Raw genomic sequence first — 19908 nt, forward strand, 5'->3', positions numbered from 1 at the left:
GCGGGGATTTCCCCGCCCTTTTCATGTCCAGCACCTGCCGCCGATCAGGTCAACGCGATCGGCTTGTTCTTGCGCTCGGCAAGACGCTTTTCCAGGTAGTGGATGTTCTGGCCACCGGCCTGGAAGCCCTTGTCGCGCATGATCCGCTGCTGCAGGGCGACATTGGTCTTGATGCCATCGACCACCATTTCGCTCAGCGCCACCTGCATGCGGGCGATGGCGGTTTCGCGGTCCGGGCCGTGCACGATCAGCTTGCCGATCATCGAGTCGTAGTTCGACGGCACGCGGTAGCCACTGTAGATGTGGGTATCCACGCGCACGCCAGGGCCGCCCGGCGGATGGAAGCCGGTGATGGTGCCCGGGCTCGGCACGAAGGTCTCGGCGTCTTCGGCGTTGATGCGGCATTCGATCGCATGACCGTTCAGCACCACGTCGCTCTGCTTGATCGAGAGCTTCTGGCCGGCGGCGATCTTCAGCTGCTCGGCCACCAGGTCGATGCCGGTGACCATTTCGGTGACCGGATGCTCCACCTGGATGCGGGTGTTCATTTCGATGAAGTAGAAGCGGCCGTCCTCGTAGAGGAACTCGAACGTGCCAGCGCCGCGATAGCCGATGCGGATGCAGGCTTCCACGCACACCTTGCCGATCTGCTCGCGCTGTTCGGCGGTGATGCCCGGTGCCGGCGCTTCTTCCACCACCTTCTGGTGGCGGCGCTGCATCGAGCAGTCGCGCTCACCCAGGTGGATGGCGTTGCCCTGGCCGTCGGCCAGCACCTGGATCTCCACGTGGCGCGGATTCTCCAGGAACTTTTCCATGTAGACCTCGCCATTGCCGAACGCGGCCTTGGCCTCGCTCTTGGTGGTTTCGATCGAGGTCTTCAGCGAGGCTTCGGCGTGCACCACGCGCATGCCACGGCCACCGCCGCCACCGGCCGCCTTGATGATGACCGGGTAGCCGATCTCACGGGCGATCTTGGTGTTGGCGACGATGTCCTCGCCCAGCGGGCCGCCCGAGCCGGGCACGCACGGCACGCCGGCGGACTTCATCGCGCGGATGGCTTCGACCTTGTCACCCATCATGCGGATGGTGTCGGCCTTGGGGCCGATGAAGATGAAGCCGGACTCTTCCACGCGCTCGGCGAAGTCGGCATTCTCCGACAGGAAGCCGTAACCCGGGTGAATGGCCTGGGCGTCGGTGACTTCCGCCGCGGCGATCAGCGCCGGGATGTTGAGGTAGCTCTGCGGCGACGGCGCCGGACCGATGCAGACCGACTCGTCGGCCATGGCCACGTGCTTGAGGTTGCGGTCGACCGTGGAGTGCACGGCCACCGTGCGGATGCCGAGGGTGTGGCACGCGCGCAGGATGCGCAGCGCGATCTCCCCTCGGTTGGCGATGACGACTTTGTCGAGCATGGCGTGCCCCTCAGCCGATCACGAACAGCGGCTGGTCGAATTCCACCGGCTGGCCGTTCTCGCCGAGGATGGCGACGATGGTGCCGGACGTGTCGGCTTCGATCGGGTTGAACATCTTCATCGCTTCGATGATGGCCAGAGTCTCGCCTTCCTTGACCTGCTGGCCAACGCTGACGAAGGCCGGCTTGTCCGGAGCGGACGAGGCGTAGAAGGTGCCGACCATCGGCGAGCGCAGCACGTGCCCTTCCGGCAGTGCCGGGCCCGGCTTGGCGGTGCCGCCGGTGGAGGCTTCGGTCGGCGACTGCATCGGCATTGCCTGCGCAGCCGGGGCGGCCGGGGCGGCATACACCGGGGCCGGCATCGGCGCGGCGTAGCCGGCCACCGGGGCGCGCGACAGGCGCACCGACTCTTCGCCTTCCTTGATTTCGATTTCAGCCAGGTTCGACTCTTCCAGCAGGTCGATCAGCTTCTTGATTTTGCGGAGATCCATGGTGGCCTCTTTGCTCTTGATGTCAGTGTGGTGGGAAGCGCATCGCGCTCGGGTCAAAGCAGTTCGTAGAACTCGCGCAGCTGCCGCGTACGGTCGCGCGTCTGGGTGATCAGGCACTGCATCTTCGCAGGGTTGCGCGAGGTGCCGTCTGCATTGAAGGCGTAGACTGCCTCGCAGTCTGCATCGCGCAGGGTTATCCAGATGCGCTGGGCCTTCACCAGCTGCTGTTCGGCCGCTGCGCAGCGGCTGCAGCTGCCATCGGCGGCCTGCGCCTTCAGTTCGCCGCGCGCCTGGACGTAAACGGCGTTCAATGCGCTGTCGGCGTCATCCAGGCGATCGGAATCGCACATGTCGCGCTCGTAGCCGCCGGTGGCCTGCGCGCAGTCAATGCCGGCGGCCGCGCGCTCGGCGGCGACGCTGGCGCCGCACACGCCGGCCCACAGCACGATGCAGGCAAGCACTCTTGGGAGCATCTTCACGCGCGGGCCGCCTGCACGCGCAGCAGCGCTGCGTCCATCGCGTAGCGGTAGCTGTCGGCGCCGAATCCGCACACCACGCCCACGGCCTTGTCACTGAAGTAGCTGTGCTGGCGGAACGGTTCGCGGGTATGCGGGTTGGACAGGTGGATCTCGATGAACGGCACCGCCACCGCCGCCAGCGCATCGCGCAGGGCGACCGAGGTGTGGGTGAACGCGGCGGGGTTGATCAGGATGAAAGCGGTTCCGTCGTTGCGCGCGGCCTGCACGCGGTCCACCAGTACGTGCTCGGCATTGGACTGCAGGCTCTCCACGGCGTGCCCGGCAGCCGATGCCTGGGCGGCCAGGGCCTGGTCGATGTCGGCCAGCGTGGTGTGGCCGTAGACCTCCGGCTCGCGGGTGCCGAGCAGGTTGAGGTTGGGGCCGTGCAGGACCAGCAGCTTCGCCATGGGATCCGGAAGACGGGAAAGGGCGGCAGTCTGGCGGAACCGGCGGATGCTGTCCAGTTCGGCGAAGTTTGCTGCGTTTCAATCGATTGTTTGAAATCTGCCGGAGCGCTTGTGGCCGTACGGCGGGCGCTGGATCAAGGCGCGCTGAACGTCGTGCTGGCCGGGGATGCAGGCACGTAGGCCGACGATGCCGGCAAGGCCGGGGGCTGACCGATGCCGCAACGGGCCGTGATGCGCTAGATCCACGCCATGCGTGGATGAAGGAAGTTCGGTGCGCAGCAAGCTACGCACCCACCGAGGGGCAGCCCAAGGCGCGCTGCACGCCACCCACCGCCCCCGCCACGCACCCGCTCAGGTCTCCAGCGGCACCGTCGGCACCACGTTCGGGAACACCTCCTCCAGTGGCTCCCGTTCCCCCGGCTTCGGCGCCGGCCAGTTGTAGGCATTCACCGGCTGCGCGCGGTTCACCCACAACGCGTAATGCAGATGGTCGGCGCGGCCATCGCCGGTATTGGGGTGGATCAGGATGGTCAGGCCCAGGCTGTTGAGCTGCAGCCAGGGCACCAGCACCGGCAGCAGGTCGTTGGTGAAGCCGAAATAGAACGACGGGGTAACGTGCGGGCCGCGTGGCTCCAGGTTCCAGTTGCCCAGCTCCACCGGGAAACGCTCCGCCGCCCAGCGCCGCAACAGGGCCGCCTTCTCGAAGCTGTCCTCGTCGAAGTAGATATGCGCGTGATAGCTCTTGATATCGGTGTAGGCACGTGGCCGGGCAGGCAGCGTGGCCTCGCCGGGGCGCACGCTGGTCGGGCGCGGGGTCGGTTCGCTGGCCGTGGCGTGGCCCCAGGGGCTGCTGCCCTCGGGTGCCGGCGGAACAATGGCGCGGAAGCCGGGGCGTCCAGGCTCGGTGGTGTTCAAGGCGCTATCGCTGCGCGCGGCTGCGGTCGAGGTGCTGGCCAGGCCGCCGGCGGCCAGTCCGGCCGACGCGATCAGGCGTCGGCGGGTGGGTGAGAGCAGGTCGGCCCAGTGGGCGTCATCGTCGCCGGCGCCGGTGAGGGGCTGCGGGTCCGGGTGCATGGAGGGCTCCGTGGCGGCACTGTGTGGGCAGGCAAGCACGCTCGGGCAGCGCGCACGGTGGTGTCCAATAAGCAGCCTGCATCACCTCATGCACGGCCGCCTTCATCGCCATTGAGCGCGACGAAGCGGCGGGCTAGGGTGCAGGTCTGCCGTCCCGGAGCCCGCCATGAACTCGCTCGATGCCGACACCCCGCGCAAGCGCGCGGCCTTCCGCCAGCTGCATGCGCAAGGTTGCTTCGTGCTGCCCAATCCGTGGGATGTGGGCAGTGCCCGCTACCTGCAGCGGCAGGGCTTCCAGGCCCTGGCCACGACCAGTGCCGGCTGTGCCTGGAGCGAAGGGCGGCCGGATGGCGCGGTTTCGTTGCCGGCCACGCTGGAGCATCTGCGCCTGATGGCGGCGGCGACCCCGTTGCCGTTGAATGCCGACTTCGGTGATGGCTTCGGCGCTACGCCGCAGGCGGTGGAGGAGGCGGTGGCCGCGGCGCTCGACACCGGCATCGCGGCGTTGTCGATCGAGGATGCCAGCGGCGTGGCCGATGCACCGCTGAGACCCATCGACCAGGCGGTCGAGCGCCTGCGCGCGGCGCGTGCGGCCATCGATCGCGCCGGCGGCGACGTGCTGCTGGTCGGGCGTGCGGAGAACTTCTTCGTCGGCGTGCCGGATCTGCAGGACACCCTGCAGCGCCTGCGTGCCTACGCAGAGGCTGGTGCCGATGTGCTGTATGCACCTGGCATCAGCACGCGCGAGCAGATCAGCGCGGTGGTTGCCGCTGCGGGGTCGAAGCCGGTGAACCTGCTGGTCGGTGGACCGACACCGCTGAGCCTGCAGGACATTGCTGCACTCGGCGTTCGCCGGGTCAGCCTGGGCGGCGCACTGGCCCGTGCCGCGTGGGGTGGGTTGATGCAGGCGACCCAGCCGATCGTGCAGGACGGACGCTTCGATGGCCTGCAGCAGGCGGCTTCCGGGGCCGCGTTGAACGCGCTGTTCCGTTGAGGGAAACCCCGGTGCGGACTCTGGCCAGCAGGGACAGTAGATCCACGCCATGCGTGGATGGATGCGCCTACGCCTACAGCGCTTCCGTCTCACTCTCCGGCAGGACCACGTCCGGTTCCAGGTCGGGCAGCAGCTGCTGCAACAGCCCGGGGTTGTCCGGCAGCGCGGCGCCATCCAGATAGCGCCATTGTGTGGTACCGACGCGCCGCACAGCGACCATGAATGACGTGCTGCGCATCGGCGCTTCGCGCACGCGCAGCAGTGACTGGCGCGGTACGAAGCAGACTTCCTCGTCACCGGCCGCATAGGTGCGGCCCGGCACGCCCGCCTCGTCGCTGATGATGGTGACGCCGGCCTTACGCAGCGCCTTCACCGTGTCGCGGGTCGCCCGCGCATAGGCCTCGTCGCCGCCGGCCAGCTGCTTCAGGCTGGGATGGGTGCGCGCGATGATCAGCTCGGTATCGCCCCGGGCGAAGGCGTCCATCATCGCCTGCACCTCCTTGCGCAATGCAGCCGAGTCTTCCGGGCTGAGTTCACCGGCCGGCGCGGGCGCAACGGCCATTGCCATGGGCAGGACCAGCAGAAGGGCAAGCAGATATCGGTGCATCGTCGGGTATCTCAGCGAGAACCGCCGCACTATACGGTGGATGCGGAAACAGCGTCCCACGCATGGTGCTGGTATCCCGGGCGTCTCTACTTACTATTGGTAGTTAGTGAATTCCGGACATCCCCCATGCACACTCTCATCGTTACCGCCCATCCTGAATCCGGCGCGTTGACCCATGCCATCGCCAGGCGCATCGGCGAAGCCATCATCGCATCGGACGCCGCCAACCGCGTGACCCACGCCGATCTGATGGCCGAAGGCTTCGATCCGCGCTTCAACATGCAGGACCAGGCGCTGTTCCGTGGCACCGGCGCAACTCCGGCCGACGTCGCCGCCGAGCAGGCGCGGCTGGAGGCTGCCGACACACTGGTACTGGTCTACCCGTTGTACTGGTGGTCGTTCCCCGCGCTGCTGAAGGGCTGGATCGATCGTGTGTTCACCCAGGGCTGGGCCTACCAGGACGGCGCCGATGGCAAGGTGCAGAAAAAGCTGCAGCGGTTGCGCGTGCACCTGGTCGGCATCGGCGGGGCCGGCGCGGACATGATCGAACGGCGCGGCTACGGCGCGGCGATGAAGACCCAGATCGACATGGGCATCTTCGATTACTGCGGCGCACGCGTGCTGTCGTCAGACCTGCTGCTGGATGCGGATTCCGGTGCGGCCGAAACGCATCTGCAGACCGCGCTGGTGATCGGCCGTAAAATAGGCACTCCGATGCGCTGATCGCCGTGCTCCGCCGATGCCCGCCAACGCTGTTCCCACGCGCCGCCGATTGACCCGCGAGCAACGCGCCCGCCAGTTGCTGGACGTGGCTTGGGCGCTGGTCGGCGACGAAGGTACCGCTGCGCTGACGCTGGGACGGCTGGCCGAGGCAGCGGGTGTGACCAAGCCGGTGGCCTACGATCACTTCGTGACCCGCAACGGCCTGCTGGCCGCGCTCTACGATGACTACGACGGCCGCCAGACGCTGGTCTTCAACGAGCGCATCGGCCGTGCCCGGGCGCAGTTGGCCGATCGTGCGGCGGCCATCGCCTCCGGCTACATCGACTGCATCCTCAGCCAGGGCAGTGAAGTGCAGGGCATCCTTGCCGCGTTGGTCGGTGCACCTGAACTGCACGAGGTGCGGCGGCGCTACCAGCAGGACTTCATCGACAACTGCCAGGTCTGGCTGGGCCCGTTCGCCGCCGACGGCACGGTATCGCTTGCAGGACGCTGGGCGATTCTCGGTGCGGCCGAGGCCCTGTCCGAAGCCGTGGCGGCAGGCGCGCTGGACAAGGCAGAAGCCGAGGCCGAGCTGCAGCGCTTGATCGTGGCGACGGTCAAGCGGCGCTGAGCCGCTCAGGCGTCGGCGGTGTTGTCGGCCAGCGCCGCGAACCCGGCGGCCAGCCGTTCGCGCACAAGGGCATCGCGTGCGTCGCGGCTTTCAGAACCCAGCACCACGATGATCAGGCGTACCGGCTGGTCCCGCCCGGGCACTGACCGGCATGCGGTGGCGGCCAGGCAGAAGCCTGCGGCCTGGGTGTAGCCGGTCTTCAAGCCATCCACGCCGTCATCGCTGAGCAGCGCGTTCTGGTTGTTGCGGCTGAAGCTGCCATGCGCGAACGCGCGCTGCGCGGTGATTGCCAGTATCTGCGGATGGTCATTCAGCAGGCAGGCGGCGAGTACTGCCATGTCGCGCGCGCTGGAGGCATGGTGCGGAGTGGTGATGCCGGAGACGCTGGCGAACCAGCTGCTGCGCAGGCCAAGCTGGCGCGCGTGCCGGTTCATGCGCTCCAGGAACGCAGGCTGTGATCCGTCCAGATGGCGTGCGATGGCCAGCGCCGCATCATTGCCGGAGACGATCATCAACCCTTCCAGCAGGCGTGCCAGGCTGACCGTTTCGCCGGGCACCAGGCCCATGCGCGTTTCATCATCGGCCACCGCATGCACATCTTCGGCGGCGATGGTGACCGCCTCGTCCCACGCACGACCGTTCTCTTCGACGCATTCGTAAGCGGCGTAGGCAGTCATCAGCTTGGTAAGCGAGGCCGGTTGCCGCGCGATGTCCGCGTTGCGCTGGTGGACCACCGCGAAGGTTGCCGCATCGAGGGTGATCGAGGACAACGGCGCGCGCGCAGGAGCAGGAGACGGCATGGAGGGGCCGATGGAGGAGGGCCTGCAGGATAGCCTGCGGCGGCTGCATGAAGCTGCAATATTGAAACGATATAACGTACCGTCATTGTGGGCCGCTGCTGGCCCGATTGGATCTCCGATGACTGCACGCACGCCACGCCGCTGGCTCCATTCCTCGCTGCTGCTTGCGCTGGCCGCGCTGTGCGGCTGCCAGCCCAACCTGCGCGTCGAGGCTGTTGCTTCCGGCCAAGCGCGCCCGCACAACGTGATCGTGATGATCAACGACGGCGCCGGTTGGGGTACCTGGGACGCCGCTGCCTACTGGCAATACGGCAGCCGCGACGGTGCGCCGTATGCGGAGTTTCCGCAGCGCCTGGCGGTAACCACCTTCCCGTTGAACGCCAGCAGCCAGCCGACCCGCGACAACGCACAGACCTTGGGCTACGACGCGGGCAAGGCCTGGGACAGCGAGCCGGTGCCGGCGCCGGACCTACCGTTCGTCGGCTACCAGTACCTGGCCGCGGTCGCGACAGACAGTGCTGCGGCCGGTACGGCGTTGTCCTCGGGCATCAAGACCTACAACAACGCCATCAATTACAACAACGATGGCAATCCGGTCGAGTTCAATACGCTGCGCGCCAAGCGCTTGGGCATGGCGACCGGCGTGGTGACTTCGGTGCCTTTCGCGCACGCCACGCCGGCTGCGTTCGCGGCGCAGAACGAATCGCGCAACAACTATCACGCCATTGCGCACCAGATGCTGGCGCAGGGCCACATGGACCTGGTGATGGGCACCGGCGGTCCCGGCTACAGCGTTGATGGTCGCGCCTGTGACGAGAGTGCCGGCGCGGCCAAGGCCGAGGGCTGCGCGAACCCGTGGGAGTGGGTATCGCAGCAGGATTGGCAGCAGCTGGAAGCGGGCAGCACCGTTGCCGGCAATCCGGCGGGACCGTGGCGCCTGATCCGCAGCAAGGATGAGTTCGCCGCGCTGGCGCAGGGACGGTTGCCGGCCGATCGGCCGCTGATCGGCGTGCCGCGCGTGGCCAACACACTGCAGCAGGCGCGCCAACTGCAGGTGCTGGGCAAGGATGTGGCCACGCCTTCCGGTGTGAGGAAGATCGACAGCGTGCCGGATCTTGCGACCATGACCCGTGGTGCGCTGCGGTTCCTGCAGCAGCGTTCGTCCGACGGCCTGTTCCTGATGGTGGAAGGTGGCGCCACCGACTGGGCGGCGCATACCAGTGCCTGCGGCACCGAATGGCACTACGGCCAGTGCAGCGACCAGCCGCAGTACGGCCGGCTGATCGAGGAAACCGTCGAGTTCAACGACGCGGTGGCGGCGGTGGTCGACTGGATCGAGCGCAACGGTGGCTGGGAGCGCAACCTGCTGATCGTCACCACCGACCACGACAACAGCATGCCGATGGGCCCGGATGCACAGAACGTCGCCTTCGAGCCGATACGCAACAACGGCCGTGGACGCATGCCGGGGATGAGCTTCCGCCCCACCGGCAACCACTCCAACGCGCTGGTACCGCTGTGGGCCAAGGGCGCCGGCGCGGAGCTGCTGGGCAAGCGCGTGCGGGGCGTCGATGCCGGCTACCGCCAGCATGTGCGCTGGAACGACGGCAGCTACATCGACAACACCGACGTGGCTGCGGCGGTGCAGGAGGCGCTGCAGCGTCCACGGTAACGCTCGGTTGCGTCCCGGCTGTTGTCGAGGCAGCCTGCGCACATGCAGTCGGATATCCGCATCGACGGTCGTTTCTTCGCCTACGTCTTCCCCTGTGCGTGGGAAGACTACGCGAAGATCGGTTTTTCACGTGATCCGCTCGGACGCATCAGCACATTGCACCGGCGTTGGTTCGAGTTCTTCGACCTCGACGCCGGTGCACTGGTGGAAGCGGAAAGCGAGCGAGATGCGCGGGATCTGGAGCTGCAGCTGCGTTCGCCGTTCAAGGCGCACCGCGCACCAGCGCCGATGACGGTCCAGGACAAGGCTGGAGGTCGCACCGAATGGGTACGTGGTGCCAACCCGGCTTTGTCGCTTGCGATTGCCGCATTGGGCGATCAAGGTTATCGCTGTTATCCGCTGAAGGCGTGGCTGCAGGCCGCGATGCGTCTGCGCATGGACCGGTTGCACGACTGGGCTGCGGTGCAACTTCCGGAAGAGGAAGGCCTGCGGACGCCCGGTGGCCCCGGCGAGGGGGCGCTGCGTGACACCCTCGACGGTTGTCGGGCATTGGATATCGATCCGATCCCGTGGCTGCCTGAACACGTCCAACGCTGGTATGCAGGTTGAGGGGCGTTCAACGGTTTCGCGGCGGCTGAACAGGCGCGGCGGGTAGCCGCACGCACTGCGGGGCAGGGGCGGGCGGGCTGGCCAGCTGGCGTGCCAGCTCGGCGCTGGCCACGTGGCCGTGCAGGAACAACAGGCTGCCGAAGATGTTCATGAGCGTGCCTCCACTTGAGTGGATTGCACGATACGGGCAGCATGGACGGGCAAAAAGCGATATTTCCGCAAGCGTGTCTTGAGAGGAATTCAAGCCTGATGTCCCGTCCTCCGCTCCATGCCCTGCAAGGTTTCGTGGCTGCCGCCCGGCTCGGCAACCTGTCACGAGCAGCGGCATCAATGAACCTGACCGTCAGTGCGCTCAGCCATCAGATGCGTCAGTTGGAAGAGCGGCTGGGGCAGCCGCTGCTGGTCCGCCAGCCGCGTGGCGTCACCCTCACGCTTGAAGGCCAGCGCCTGCTCGACCAGGTGGGACCGCATCTGGATGCGATCAACGAAGCCTTCCAGCCCTATGCCGCACGCGCCGAGCACGTGCTGACGATCAGCGCGGTGCCGTCGATGGCCTCGGCGTGGTTGGTGCCACGCCTGGGTCACTTCGTGGCTGAGCACCCACAGATCGAGATCAACCTGCAGTCGAGTGAACGCCTGGTTGATTTCGAGCGGCAGCGCCAGTTCGACGCCGCGCTGCGGCTGGGCAGCGGGCAGTGGCCGGGCCTGCTGGTGGAGCCGCTGTTCGACGAGTGGCTGGTACCGATGGCCAGCCCGGCGCTGATCGAACGCATGGGCGGCATTGACCGCGTGCCGCTGAACCAGTGGCCGCTGCTGGGGGATCCCGATGGTGCGTGGGGCGCCTGGTTCGCGCTGAGTGGGCAGAACCCGCCGCCGCGCTTCGTGGCGGTGCTGGATGATTCGGAGGCGCATCACCGCGCGGCGCTGGACGGGGTAGGCGTGGCGCTGGGACGGGTGACGCGGGCGCGGCTGCTGCTGGATTCCGGCCAACTGGTGGCGCTGTCCAGCCTGCGACTGAAAACCGCCTGGCCGCATTGGCTGGTCTACCCGCAACGCTCGGCCCGCCATCGCGGCTTCCTCGCCTTCCGCGACTGGCTGCACGCGCAGGCCGCCGAGCACGTGCGGCACATGGCAGACGCGCATTTGTAGAGTCGAGCCATGCTCGACTGACTTTTCGCAGGAGCAGTCGAGCATGACTCGACGCTACAGTCACCGCACCAGCGTGACCGCCTGCCCGGCGCGCGCGAACGCTTCCTCCAGCAACGGGCCTGCCTTGATCGCCTCCACTGCCTGGAACAACGCCTGCAGCGCGTCGGCCGGGCGTGAGGCCGGCGCCGCCACCGCCTGTCGGATCGCGGTGAAGCGATCGGGCAGCACGCGGTGGCCAGGATGCGACCGCGCCCAGGCTTCCAGTGGCTGACGCACGCCGGCGGCAGCATCCAGGCGCTGGTGGTCGAACAGGTCAATGGCGGCCGCAGACGTGTCGGCGCGTTCGATCATGGCGTGGCGCAGTTCGCGGCTGAGAAACAGGTCGTAGGCCGCGCCACGCCCCACCGCGATGCGCAGCCCCTCGTGGTCGAGGTCGGCCACCTGATGCGCAGGGCTGTCCTCGCGAACCAGATAGGTGCCTTCAATCTCCACGTACGGGGCACTGAAGGCAATGCGGTCGGTACGTGCCGGATCGATGGCCAGGAAGGCCAGATCCCAGCCGTCTTCGCCCGCTGCGGCGACCACCGAGGCTGCGGCATCGTGGCAGGTGAAGCGTGCCTGCACCCCCATCCGTTGCGCCAATGCGGTAGCCAGTTCCAGTGAGGGGCCGCGCGGTGAGCGCGCATCGCCCTGTGCCAGCACCGGGTTGCCCAGGTTGATCGCCACGCGCAGGAAGCCGTGCGGTGCCAGCGTGCTTCGGTGGTCGGCCAGGGACATGCAGGACTCCACGGGGCAGGGGAGACCCAGCATGCCAACAATGATGTCCGCGTGGCGTGGAATCAGCCACGCGCGGCGAAGGTGCCGTGGAAGCCCAGTGGTACCGCATACGGCAGCCAGGCCTGTGCCAGCGGACCGTCGTCCAGGTGGCGGGCATCGAGCACCGCCAGGCCGCTGCGCTTGTTCACCGGATCGAGCAGGGTGCCGATCAGCCAGCCGTCATCGGCGTTGCGGCTGCCCGGGCGCGGTACGAACACATGCTCTTCGGCCATGATGTCCGGTCCATAGTTCCACAGCTGGCGGCGCCCGCGCTCGATGTCGAACGCGGCCACCGCATTGAAGTACGGTGCGGTGGCCGGGCCGTCGATGGTCGGCGCGTACAGGCGCGCACCGCGGGTACCGGCGGAACGGGGGTCGAACAGCGGGAACTCCACCGCGCTGATGCCCAGCGGCTGCCAGCGGGCCTGGCCACGACGCAGGTCCAGATGCAGCTCGACCAGGCTGGCGCCACTGTTGGCGGCGTGTGCGCCATCACCGGCCATTGCTTCCTTCATCGGCGAGCGCGCCTCATTGATGTCGTCGTGGCGCACTGCGCGCAGCACGATGCCGCCATCGCGGGTGAACGCATCGCCGAAGTGGTAGATCGCCGCGAACGGGGCTTCGAACCACTGCGCCTTGTCCGGCGAATCCTTGGCGACCACCGCGATGCGTACGGGGCGCTGCGATGCGAACTGCATGCGCTCGAAGAAGCTGCCGCCTGTGCCGGTGAAATCGAACGGCATCATCACGAACACCAGGTGCTGGTCGGTCATCGCGAAGGCGTGCAGGTAGCCGTGCTCGGGTGTTTCGATCACATTGGCGCTGCGCAGCTGGCCGTTCGCACCGATGTGCCAGACCAGCAGGCCATGGCCACCCATCAGGCTGATCGAGCCGAAGTTCCAGACGCTGTCGTCGCGGTCGCGCAGCGGATGCGCCGAGAACGGCAGCGCGGCGAGGTCCGGACGCCAGGTCACCGGACCCAGCGTCTGCAGGGAATCGGGGTCTACTTCGAATGCCGAGCCGGACTCGCACAGCGCGAACAGGCGGCCATTGATCATGGTTACCGATGTGTTGGCCACGTTGGCATCGTCGTTGTTTCGAACCGCCAACGCACCGGGAACGCTGGTGCCGGCTGCCGGATACTGGAAGCGACCGGCCTTCTGTTCACGGGTGAATTTCGGCGTGGCGACCATGCGCCCGTGATGGGTCAGGCTGCCATCACCATTGAAGCGCCAGCCATGCACCATGCCGTCGCCGTCGAACCAGTGGTCGTAGCGGAAGCCATCGCGCTCGGTCCAGGCCGGGCCGTTGCGGTACAGCGTGCCGGCCAGGCCCGCTGGCAGCTTTCCCTGCAGTTGCACGGTGGCCGGGCCGAGGCGTTCGCTGCCGACGCTGCGCCAGCCGAGCAGCCATGGGTGTTCCTGCATGCCCTGCGCGAACCGCGCCGGGTCGCCGGCGAAGGCGGGAGCGCTGCGCAGCGCGGCGGTGCCCAGGGCCAGGCAGGCACTGCTGCTGAGCAGGGTGCGAAGGAAGCGGCGACGGTCCATGGTGGCCTCGGGGCTGGATGCGGGAATCAGCGCAGGGTGATGTCGATGGCGGCGCCAGCGGCTGGCACGTTGACGCGTGCTTCGTCGAAGGTCGGCTTGCGCATCACCTGCGGGTCGTTGCTGAAGCCGTAGCCTTCCACCGGCATGCCGACCAGGTTGGTGTCGAGCTTGCCGTTGTCGTTCTCGTCGTGGGTGAGCAGCACGGCATAGCTGCCGGCCGGCACGCCCTTGAACGTGAAGTGGGCGCTGTCGCCGCTGGGCGCCGCTTGCTGGGCCTGCACGGGCTTGGCCTTGCCGTCCCAGGCGGCCGCGCTGTCAACCAGGGCAGCACGCAGGGTGCCCGTCTGCACGCGGACGTCGTGCACGGTCACAGCCAGGTCGGCGGCGTGGGCGCTGCCGGCCAGGGCCAGGGCAGTCAGGGCGGTGCTGAGCAGGGCGGTGCGGATCATGGCAGTGGCTCCGGAAGTGGGTGTGGCGGTGTGGAGCCAGTCTGCGTGGGGCGGTGCAGCGGGTTCAGGGCCAGTGGTCATCGATTCGACGTGCCAGAAGTCACTTTCTGCGCTGGACCCATTGCCGCCGGCGCGCGCGCCGGTCAGCATCTGGCCATGCCCAGCCTGTTCCGCCATCTGTTGCGTCCGCTCAGCCTCGCCGGCCTGGTCACCGTGCTTGTGGTCGGCCTGTCGTTCGCGGTGCAGCGCAGTGGCGCCGGGCTGAGCCTGCTGCTGCTTGCTGTGTTCCTGCTGCTGTTCGTGGTGCACGGCTGGGCGTCGATGCCTTCCCGCGTGCGCGCCGTCGCTGCGGCGTTGCAGGCGCTGCTGGCGGTTGCGCTGGTTGCGCTGCAGCCGCGCACTGGAACCGCTCCGGTGCTGCTGGTGGTGCTGGTTGCGCAGCTGGCCGAGCACTGGCCGCCGCGCTTCGTGCTGGGTGTTGCGCTGCTGGCCAACCTGGCGGTGTATGCCGTGCTGCGCCACAGCGGCTTCAGCCAGCCGCTGCTGGTGGTGCTGTTGTATGGCGGCTTCCAGGCGTTCGCCGCGCTGACCGCGCACTATGCCCGCAGCACGGCGCTGGCCCGCGATGATCTTGCACGGGTCAATGCCGACCTGCTGGCTACCCGCGCGCTGCTGGCTGACAGTGCACGCGATGCCGAGCGCCTGCGCCTTGCCCGCGAACTGCACGACGTGGCCGGGCACAAGCTCACCGCGATGCGGCTCAACCTGCGCGCCCTGGCCGCTGACCCTGCGCTGGCCGGTAACGAGGGGCTGGTGCTGGTGGAACAGCTGTCTGGCGAACTGCTGGCCGATATCCGCCAGGTGGTGCAGTCGATGCGCGATGATCGCGGCCTCGATCTGGCCACGGCATTGCATGCGCTGGCGGCGCCGTTCCCGAGACCGAGACTGCAGCTGCAGATAGCAGAGGGCGTGCGCGTGGGGGATCCGCTGATGGCCGAGACTGTGCTGCGGCTGGTGCAGGAAGCGCTGACCAATGCGGCACGGCACGGCAATGCAGAAACCGTATGGCTGACGATCAACGAAGAGGATTCACGGTTGCGTATCGATATCCGCGATGACGGCCAGCGCGCCGAGCGCATCCGCGAAGGCAATGGCATCGCCGGCATGCGCGAGCGCCTGGCTGCGGTGCGTGGCCGGCTGGAACTCGCGCGCACCGCACAGGGCGGCATGCACCTGACCGCATGGTTGCCGGCATGAGTGGCGCCGCGATCCGCGTTGCCCTGGCTGATGACCAGGCGCTGGTGCGAGCAGGCCTGCGTGCGCTGCTGCAGGGCCTGGGGGTAGACGTGGTGCTGGAGGCCGAGGATGGCCAGGCGCTGCTGGATGCACTGGACACGCAGCGTGTGGAGGTAGTGCTCAGTGACATCCGCATGCCCGGGATGGACGGCATCGAGGCATTGCGCCAGCTGCGCGCGCGCGGCGATGCCACGCCGTGGCTGCTGCTGACCACCTTCGATGAAAGTGATCTGCTGCTGCGTGCCAGCGAGGCCGGCGCACAGGGCTTCCTGCTCAAGGACGCCGCACCCGCAGACCTGCGCGAAGCGATCGAGCGCGTCGCCGCTGGTGAAACCCTGTTGCTGCCGGTCAGCACCGAGCCGGTGCGCGCCCGTTACCGCTTCCACGACGAGGCACCTCCCACTGATACCTTCGGGGAACGCGAAGTGGCGATCCTGCGCCTGCTGGCCGGGGGCTACAGCAACAAGGAGATCGCGCGCAGCCTGTTTCTGGCCGAGGGAACGGTGAAGAACTACGTGTCCGCCATCCTCGACAAGCTCGGCACCCGCGACCGTACCCGTGCAGTGCTGAAGGCGATTACCCTGCGCATCATCTGAGTCAGCCGCGCAAGGAGCGCTTGTGAACCCGATCCTGCATGTCGAGATTCCGGCCACTGACCTGGCCCGTGCCATCGCCTTCTACCAGCAGTGGCTGCAGGTGGTGGTGGACGAGCCGATCCTGCTGCACGACTGCTGGATGGCATACCTGCCGTATGCCGATGAGGCCGCCGGTGCCAGCATTGCGCTGGTGCACGGCGCGGACTACCGGCCCTCCGAGCAGGGTGCGCGCATCTACATCGGCGTCGATGACCTCGATGCCAGCCTCGATCGTGCGCTGCAGGTCGGGGCCGAGCTGCGCTTCGGCCCGGCCGATGCGGGTGACTGGCGTGTGGCCGAGATCCGCGACAGTGAAGGCAACCGTATCGCGGTGCAGGCGCGCGCGATTCTGTAGCCGAGCCCATGCACGGCTGTTGTTGAATACGCCGTCAATGCACCCGTCGAGCAGGGCTCGACGCTACACGTGGGTCGCGGCGCGCGAGCGCTGCAGCCAGTCATTGATGGCCGGGTCCAGCCGCGGGTCGTCCGGCAGCTGCATGCCGAAGCGCTGCTGCAGCACGTCGCGCACATCGCCCACATCATGCAGCGGACGTTTGTGCGGCGACTGCCCGGGGCGATACTCGGTGTAGTTGCCGCTGCCGATGGTACGGCGCCAGTCCGGCCCGGTCAGCGATGCGCGCAGCTGGCCGGGAAAGCCGGAGTCGGGATGGGTGCACACGTACCAGTTGCCCACCACGTTGTCGATCGGTGCCGGCGCCTGCAGGTCGAACCGATACATCGCCCGCCAGCCATCGTTGGACTCCGCCGACAGCACGAAATCACCCTCCTCGGGCAGGCGCTGCAGCAGATAGCGTTCGTGCGGCGTGGCCTGCGGCTGCGGATCATTCAGGCGCAGCGGCACGGTCGGGGTCAGGCTGCCGAAACCGGCATCCACCAGCCAGTCATCGCCATCCACCTGCACGCGCAGCAGCAGGTGGGTACGCGCGGTCAGTTCGCCGTCCTGGGCGGCCAGCAGCACGCGCGCGCTCAATGGCTGCGCATCGAAGCCCAATGCCTGCAGCAGTGCCAGCAACCCGCCATTGAGTTCGAAGCAGTACCCGCCACGGCGGTCGTCAAGCAGCTTGCGCTGCACGCTGTCCAGGTCGATCGGCACCGCATCGCGCAGCAGGCAGCTGAGGGTTTCGAAGGGGAGCAGTGCGTTGTGGCGCTGCTGCAGCAGGGTCAGGCCGACCAGCGTCCGTGGTGGCGGCGCATCCAGCTGCAGGCGCTGCAGGTAGCGGGGGATATCGAGCGTCGTCATGGGGGCACCTGGCGGGGAAGGGACGTCCACTGTGCTCCCCCAACCGGGGTTGAGGTCAAGCGCAGCGCCGGTGTCATGCCCCCGTCGCCTGTGCCCGGTACAAAGGCCGCGTCCGCCAGTGACGGGGGGACGCGGACGAAGAAAATCCTAAAGTTGTCCTGAATCCAGCCGATACAGGTGCGTCCTTCCGCCTGGAGTCTGTCATGTCGGCCGTTGTCCCCCACCTCCGGTCCCTGCGCACGCGCCTTGCTGCGTTGCACTCGGCGTCCCCCGGCCTGCTGCGTTGGCTGCAGCCGCATCGGCTCAGCGTGGCCAACAAGCTCAAGGCGACCCTGTGGGTCTGTGGCCTGGGCCTGGTCGCGATCGCCGCTGTCTACGCCTGGACTGGCCATGCCAACGCACTGGCTGCGCGCAGCCAGGCCAGCTACCAGCGCGGCAGCGATCTGGCTGCCAGCCTGTCCACGCGGGTGGCCGAAGCGCGCCGCCTGCAGACCCAGTATGCACGCAGTTTCGATGATGCTGACCGCAGCCAGCTGCAGGCTACACAGAAGGCCTTGCAGGCCGACCTGCAGGCGCTTCGCGCGATGCCCATGGACGCCGGCCGGCGCAAGGCGCTGCAGGCGCTGACCGAAGCGGCCGACGCGTTCTCGCAGGGCGTGGCCGCCCTGTTCGAACGGGTCGACGAGATGGGCCGCGGTGAGGCCGGCCTCGCCGCGCAGCTGCAGCAGGCCGCCGACACCCTTCAGGCGCAGGTGGATGCGCAGCAGCGGCCCGCGCTGGCGCTGTCCCTGCAGAAGATGCGAAGGCAGGAGGCCCTGCTGCTGCTCGACGGTGATTCCACCCACGCCGACCGAGCCAGCGAGGAGAAGCTGCCGTTCGATCTCGCGCTGGCCGGCCTGCCTGCCGATATGCAGGATGCCCTGCGCGGTGGGATGGAGGGCTATCAGGGCGCCCTGCTGGGTTACACCGCCGCCCGCGTCGGTCTGGACGTGGAGGCGCAGTCGCTGCTGGATACCGCTGCTGGCGTTGCGCCGGCGCTGGCTGCCTTCCAGCGGGCGCAGGTTGCGGCGCTGGCCAAGGCGCAGGCGCGCCAGCAGGCCGGTGCGCGCACGATGAGCGTGCTGTTCGCGCTGACTCTGCTGCTGGTCGCTGGCGTGCTGATCACCAGCCTGGTGCTGGTGCTGCGTGCGGTGCGCCAGCCGATCCAGGACACCCTGCGTTTCGCCAGCGATATCGCCGACGACCGCTTGGACACCACATTGCGTGTGTACAACGCCAACGATGAGATCGGTCAGCTTGCCCAGCGTCTGGTCGACATGCAGCAGCGCCTGCGCGCGCGCATCGAGACCGAGCGTGCCGTGGCGCGCGGCAACACCCGGGTGCGCCAGGCATTGGACAGTGCGCAGACCGGCCTGATGGTGGTCGACGCCGAAGGCCAGGTGGCCTATGCCAACCCGGCGCTGCTGCAGCAACTGGAATGCCAGGGCGACGAGCTGGTGGGCAGCGATGCGGTACGCCTGCATCCGGTGCTGGCCAGCCTGGCTTGCGTGCGACAACGCGAAGAACGCGAGATCGGCCATGGCGGCGTGCGCTATCAGCTGATCGCCAATCCCATCGTCGACGAGGGGCATTTCCTCGGCGTGGCGGTGGAATGGCGCAGCCGCGCGCTGGAAACCCTGTTGGAAACCGAAATGGCGGCCCTGGTCGACGCCGCCGCGCACGGTGACCTGCACGGGCGCATCGCGCTGGAGGGCAAGCAGGGCTTCGTGCGCACACTGTCGACCAGCATCAACCGCTTGCTGGCCACCTTCGAGACCAACCTCGGCGATCTGCAGGCGCTTCTGGCTGCGCTGGCCCGCGGCGACCTCAGCGTGCGCATGGAAGGCGAGCTGCAGGGCGTGTTCGCACGCATGCGCGATGATGCCAACGCCACCGTCGCGCAACTGGGCCGCATCGTCACCCGCATCCAGCAGGCGGCGTCCAGCCTCGATACTGGCGTTGGCGAGATCGTCGCCGGTCATCATGACTTGTCACAGCGCACCGAGCAGCAGGCGGCCAACCTGGAGGAGACCGCAGCGTCGATGCATGAGCTGACCGACACCGTCGGCCGCAATGCCGATGCTGCGGGCCGTGCCGACGTGCTGGTCAAGGGCGCGGCAGCGGTGGCCCAGCGTGGAGGCGCGGCGGTCGGCCAAGTGGTGGCAACCATGCACGGCATCAGCGAAGCCTCACGGCGGATCGGTGACATCACCCAGCTGATTGATGGCATCGCTTTCCAGACCAACATCCTCGCGCTCAACGCGGCGGTGGAAGCGGCGCGCGCCGGTGAGCAGGGTCGCAGCTTCGCCGTGGTGGCTGCGGAAGTGCGCCTGCTGGCGCAGCGCAGCGCCGATGCGGCCAAGCAGATCAAGGGGTTGATCGAGGATTCGGTGGCGCGTGTGGGCCAGGGCAATCAGCAGGCCGAACAGGCCGGTACCACGATGGGCGAGATTGTCGGCAGCGTCCAGCAGCTGGCGGATCTTCTGGCCGGCATCCGCAGTGCGTCGCAGGACCAGCATGCCGGCATCGCACAGGTGAACCAGACCATCGTGCAGATGGAGGCCAGTACCCAGCGCAACGCCAGTCTGGTGGAAGAGGCCGGTGCCTCGACGGCACAGATGCAGGCCCAGGTGCACGCCCTGGCCGAAGCGGTGGGTGCGTTCCGTCTGCAGTCGATGCCACGGGCGCGTGCTGCGGCAGCCTAGCTTGCGGTTCCTTGTCGGCTGGCGGGGAATCAGCCGAGCGTAGGCTCGGCTCTACATCGGCTGCAGGAACACTGTGGAGCCGAGCCCATGCTCGG

22 protein-coding genes are annotated in these 19908 nt (G+C 67.9%); 10 read left to right on the forward strand and 12 right to left on the reverse strand.

Going from position 1 to position 19908, the window contains the following annotated elements:
- Positions 1-44: 44 nt before the first annotated feature.
- From accC to ACJ7C5_RS08290, 5 genes are all read right to left on the reverse strand, one after another.
- On the reverse strand, positions 45-1412 hold the full coding sequence (gene accC / locus ACJ7C5_RS08270) for an acetyl-CoA carboxylase biotin carboxylase subunit (RefSeq protein WP_049446715.1): 1368 nt from the start codon (positions 1410-1412) through the stop codon (positions 45-47).
- A gap of 10 nt (positions 1413-1422) precedes the next feature.
- The gene (accB, locus tag ACJ7C5_RS08275; RefSeq protein ID WP_097048607.1) at positions 1423-1902 is read right to left on the reverse strand and encodes an acetyl-CoA carboxylase biotin carboxyl carrier protein; all 480 of its coding nucleotides are present in this window, start codon (positions 1900-1902) and stop codon (positions 1423-1425) included.
- Positions 1903-1955: 53 nt separating this feature from the next.
- Positions 1956-2375 carry a lysozyme inhibitor LprI family protein gene (locus ACJ7C5_RS08280; RefSeq protein ID WP_176510658.1) on the reverse strand — a complete coding sequence of 140 codons (420 nt, stop codon included), beginning with the start codon at positions 2373-2375 and terminating at the stop codon, positions 1956-1958.
- A 2-nt stretch (positions 2376-2377) separates the two neighbouring features.
- Positions 2378-2827 (reverse strand): type II 3-dehydroquinate dehydratase, encoded by a 450-nt coding sequence (gene aroQ, locus ACJ7C5_RS08285; protein WP_049446709.1) that lies wholly within the window; start codon positions 2825-2827, stop codon positions 2378-2380.
- A gap of 351 nt (positions 2828-3178) precedes the next feature.
- Positions 3179-3901 (reverse strand): DOPA 4,5-dioxygenase family protein, encoded by a 723-nt coding sequence (locus ACJ7C5_RS08290; RefSeq protein ID WP_412703612.1) that lies wholly within the window; start codon positions 3899-3901, stop codon positions 3179-3181.
- A gap of 166 nt (positions 3902-4067) precedes the next feature.
- On the opposite strand from ACJ7C5_RS08290, the gene ACJ7C5_RS08295 reads away from it, so the two are divergent.
- Positions 4068-4895, forward strand: coding sequence for an isocitrate lyase/PEP mutase family protein (locus tag ACJ7C5_RS08295; protein ID WP_412703613.1), 828 nt, complete (start codon positions 4068-4070; stop codon positions 4893-4895).
- Positions 4896-4968: 73 nt separating this feature from the next.
- Here the strand turns inward: ACJ7C5_RS08295 and ACJ7C5_RS08300 are convergent, their stop codons facing one another.
- Positions 4969-5463 carry a hypothetical protein gene (locus tag ACJ7C5_RS08300; RefSeq protein WP_412703614.1) on the reverse strand — a complete coding sequence of 165 codons (495 nt, stop codon included), beginning with the start codon at positions 5461-5463 and terminating at the stop codon, positions 4969-4971.
- Between the two features lie 165 nt (positions 5464-5628).
- Here ACJ7C5_RS08300 and ACJ7C5_RS08305 point away from each other — a divergent pair, with 165 nt between their 5' ends.
- Positions 5629-6225 carry an NAD(P)H-dependent oxidoreductase gene (locus ACJ7C5_RS08305; protein WP_412703615.1) on the forward strand — a complete coding sequence of 199 codons (597 nt, stop codon included), beginning with the start codon at positions 5629-5631 and terminating at the stop codon, positions 6223-6225.
- A 16-nt stretch (positions 6226-6241) separates the two neighbouring features.
- A complete protein-coding gene (locus ACJ7C5_RS08310) occupies positions 6242-6835 on the forward strand; it encodes a TetR/AcrR family transcriptional regulator (RefSeq protein WP_412703616.1) in 594 nt (197 codons plus the stop codon).
- A gap of 5 nt (positions 6836-6840) precedes the next feature.
- Here the strand turns inward: ACJ7C5_RS08310 and ACJ7C5_RS08315 are convergent, their stop codons facing one another.
- The gene (locus ACJ7C5_RS08315; protein WP_412703617.1) at positions 6841-7635 is read right to left on the reverse strand and encodes a D-alanyl-D-alanine carboxypeptidase family protein; all 795 of its coding nucleotides are present in this window, start codon (positions 7633-7635) and stop codon (positions 6841-6843) included.
- A 118-nt stretch (positions 7636-7753) separates the two neighbouring features.
- On the opposite strand from ACJ7C5_RS08315, the gene ACJ7C5_RS08320 reads away from it, so the two are divergent.
- Both ACJ7C5_RS08320 and ACJ7C5_RS08325 read left to right on the forward strand, forming a co-directional pair.
- Positions 7754-9307 (forward strand): alkaline phosphatase, encoded by a 1554-nt coding sequence (locus ACJ7C5_RS08320; RefSeq protein WP_412703618.1) that lies wholly within the window; start codon positions 7754-7756, stop codon positions 9305-9307.
- A 42-nt stretch (positions 9308-9349) separates the two neighbouring features.
- Positions 9350-9916 carry a GIY-YIG nuclease family protein gene (locus ACJ7C5_RS08325; RefSeq protein ID WP_412703619.1) on the forward strand — a complete coding sequence of 189 codons (567 nt, stop codon included), beginning with the start codon at positions 9350-9352 and terminating at the stop codon, positions 9914-9916.
- Between the two features lie 7 nt (positions 9917-9923).
- Here ACJ7C5_RS08325 and ACJ7C5_RS08330 read toward each other — a convergent pair whose 3' ends face one another.
- Positions 9924-10067, reverse strand: a complete 144-nt coding sequence (locus ACJ7C5_RS08330) for a hypothetical protein (protein WP_412703620.1) — start codon at positions 10065-10067, stop codon at positions 9924-9926.
- 98 nt (positions 10068-10165) lie between these two features.
- Between ACJ7C5_RS08330 and ACJ7C5_RS08335 the strand changes: the two genes are divergently transcribed.
- Complete coding sequence (locus ACJ7C5_RS08335) at positions 10166-11065, forward strand: LysR substrate-binding domain-containing protein (protein WP_412703621.1); 900 nt, start codon at positions 10166-10168, stop codon at positions 11063-11065.
- Between the two features lie 60 nt (positions 11066-11125).
- Here ACJ7C5_RS08335 and ACJ7C5_RS08340 read toward each other — a convergent pair whose 3' ends face one another.
- From ACJ7C5_RS08340 to ACJ7C5_RS08350, 3 genes are all read right to left on the reverse strand, one after another.
- A complete protein-coding gene (locus ACJ7C5_RS08340) occupies positions 11126-11842 on the reverse strand; it encodes an ABC transporter substrate-binding protein (RefSeq protein WP_094001139.1) in 717 nt (238 codons plus the stop codon).
- Positions 11843-11904: 62 nt separating this feature from the next.
- On the reverse strand, positions 11905-13428 hold the full coding sequence (locus ACJ7C5_RS08345) for a carotenoid oxygenase family protein (protein ID WP_094001138.1): 1524 nt from the start codon (positions 13426-13428) through the stop codon (positions 11905-11907).
- A 26-nt stretch (positions 13429-13454) separates the two neighbouring features.
- Positions 13455-13877, reverse strand: coding sequence for a DUF2141 domain-containing protein (locus tag ACJ7C5_RS08350; RefSeq protein ID WP_412703622.1), 423 nt, complete (start codon positions 13875-13877; stop codon positions 13455-13457).
- A 156-nt stretch (positions 13878-14033) separates the two neighbouring features.
- On the opposite strand from ACJ7C5_RS08350, the gene ACJ7C5_RS08355 reads away from it, so the two are divergent.
- The 3 genes from ACJ7C5_RS08355 to ACJ7C5_RS08365 are packed head-to-tail and all read left to right on the forward strand — an operon-like array spanning position 14034 to position 16163.
- Positions 14034-15134: a sensor histidine kinase gene (locus ACJ7C5_RS08355; RefSeq protein ID WP_412703623.1), complete on the forward strand. Its 1101-nt coding sequence runs from the start codon at positions 14034-14036 to the stop codon at positions 15132-15134.
- A complete protein-coding gene (locus ACJ7C5_RS08360; protein ID WP_097048648.1) occupies positions 15131-15769 on the forward strand; it encodes a response regulator transcription factor in 639 nt (212 codons plus the stop codon). Before ACJ7C5_RS08355 ends, ACJ7C5_RS08360 begins: the two co-directional genes overlap by 4 nt.
- 22 nt (positions 15770-15791) lie before the next feature.
- Positions 15792-16163 carry a VOC family protein gene (locus ACJ7C5_RS08365; RefSeq protein ID WP_094001136.1) on the forward strand — a complete coding sequence of 124 codons (372 nt, stop codon included), beginning with the start codon at positions 15792-15794 and terminating at the stop codon, positions 16161-16163.
- A 63-nt stretch (positions 16164-16226) separates the two neighbouring features.
- Here the strand turns inward: ACJ7C5_RS08365 and ACJ7C5_RS08370 are convergent, their stop codons facing one another.
- Entirely contained in the window at positions 16227-17069 is an 843-nt protein-coding gene (locus ACJ7C5_RS08370; protein ID WP_412703624.1) for an arylamine N-acetyltransferase family protein, read from the reverse strand.
- A gap of 203 nt (positions 17070-17272) precedes the next feature.
- On the opposite strand from ACJ7C5_RS08370, the gene ACJ7C5_RS08375 reads away from it, so the two are divergent.
- Positions 17273-19813 carry a methyl-accepting chemotaxis protein gene (locus tag ACJ7C5_RS08375; protein ID WP_412703625.1) on the forward strand — a complete coding sequence of 847 codons (2541 nt, stop codon included), beginning with the start codon at positions 17273-17275 and terminating at the stop codon, positions 19811-19813.
- The last annotated feature ends 95 nt before the right edge of the window (positions 19814-19908 follow it).

The organism is Nocardiopsis yanglingensis (genome assembly GCF_045809185.1).
GTDB lineage: Bacteria > Pseudomonadota > Gammaproteobacteria > Xanthomonadales > Xanthomonadaceae > Stenotrophomonas > Stenotrophomonas yanglingensis.

What these genes read in the sequence shown, in the direction of transcription:
- accC (WP_049446715.1), bottom strand. Translation starts at nt 1,412, where the DNA reads ATGCTCGACAAAGTCGTCATCGCCAACCGAGGGGAGATCGCGCTGCGC.
- accB (WP_097048607.1), bottom strand. Translation starts at nt 1,902, where the DNA reads ATGGATCTCCGCAAAATCAAGAAGCTGATCGACCTGCTGGAAGAGTCG.
- ACJ7C5_RS08280 (WP_176510658.1), bottom strand. Translation starts at nt 2,375, where the DNA reads ATGCTCCCAAGAGTGCTTGCCTGCATCGTGCTGTGGGCCGGCGTGTGC.
- aroQ (WP_049446709.1), bottom strand. Translation starts at nt 2,827, where the DNA reads ATGGCGAAGCTGCTGGTCCTGCACGGCCCCAACCTCAACCTGCTCGGC.
- ACJ7C5_RS08290 (WP_412703612.1), bottom strand. Translation starts at nt 3,901, where the DNA reads ATGCACCCGGACCCGCAGCCCCTCACCGGCGCCGGCGACGATGACGCC.
- ACJ7C5_RS08295 (WP_412703613.1), top strand. Translation starts at nt 4,068, where the DNA reads ATGAACTCGCTCGATGCCGACACCCCGCGCAAGCGCGCGGCCTTCCGC.
- ACJ7C5_RS08300 (WP_412703614.1), bottom strand. Translation starts at nt 5,463, where the DNA reads ATGGCAATGGCCGTTGCGCCCGCGCCGGCCGGTGAACTCAGCCCGGAA.
- ACJ7C5_RS08305 (WP_412703615.1), top strand. Translation starts at nt 5,629, where the DNA reads ATGCACACTCTCATCGTTACCGCCCATCCTGAATCCGGCGCGTTGACC.
- ACJ7C5_RS08310 (WP_412703616.1), top strand. Translation starts at nt 6,242, where the DNA reads ATGCCCGCCAACGCTGTTCCCACGCGCCGCCGATTGACCCGCGAGCAA.
- ACJ7C5_RS08315 (WP_412703617.1), bottom strand. Translation starts at nt 7,635, where the DNA reads ATGCCGTCTCCTGCTCCTGCGCGCGCGCCGTTGTCCTCGATCACCCTC.
- ACJ7C5_RS08320 (WP_412703618.1), top strand. Translation starts at nt 7,754, where the DNA reads ATGACTGCACGCACGCCACGCCGCTGGCTCCATTCCTCGCTGCTGCTT.
- ACJ7C5_RS08325 (WP_412703619.1), top strand. Translation starts at nt 9,350, where the DNA reads ATGCAGTCGGATATCCGCATCGACGGTCGTTTCTTCGCCTACGTCTTC.
- ACJ7C5_RS08330 (WP_412703620.1), bottom strand. Translation starts at nt 10,067, where the DNA reads ATGAACATCTTCGGCAGCCTGTTGTTCCTGCACGGCCACGTGGCCAGC.
- ACJ7C5_RS08335 (WP_412703621.1), top strand. Translation starts at nt 10,166, where the DNA reads ATGTCCCGTCCTCCGCTCCATGCCCTGCAAGGTTTCGTGGCTGCCGCC.
- ACJ7C5_RS08340 (WP_094001139.1), bottom strand. Translation starts at nt 11,842, where the DNA reads ATGTCCCTGGCCGACCACCGAAGCACGCTGGCACCGCACGGCTTCCTG.
- ACJ7C5_RS08345 (WP_094001138.1), bottom strand. Translation starts at nt 13,428, where the DNA reads ATGGACCGTCGCCGCTTCCTTCGCACCCTGCTCAGCAGCAGTGCCTGC.
- ACJ7C5_RS08350 (WP_412703622.1), bottom strand. Translation starts at nt 13,877, where the DNA reads ATGATCCGCACCGCCCTGCTCAGCACCGCCCTGACTGCCCTGGCCCTG.
- ACJ7C5_RS08355 (WP_412703623.1), top strand. Translation starts at nt 14,034, where the DNA reads ATGCCCAGCCTGTTCCGCCATCTGTTGCGTCCGCTCAGCCTCGCCGGC.
- ACJ7C5_RS08360 (WP_097048648.1), top strand. Translation starts at nt 15,131, where the DNA reads ATGAGTGGCGCCGCGATCCGCGTTGCCCTGGCTGATGACCAGGCGCTG.
- ACJ7C5_RS08370 (WP_412703624.1), bottom strand. Translation starts at nt 17,069, where the DNA reads ATGACGACGCTCGATATCCCCCGCTACCTGCAGCGCCTGCAGCTGGAT.
- ACJ7C5_RS08375 (WP_412703625.1), top strand. Translation starts at nt 17,273, where the DNA reads ATGTCGGCCGTTGTCCCCCACCTCCGGTCCCTGCGCACGCGCCTTGCT.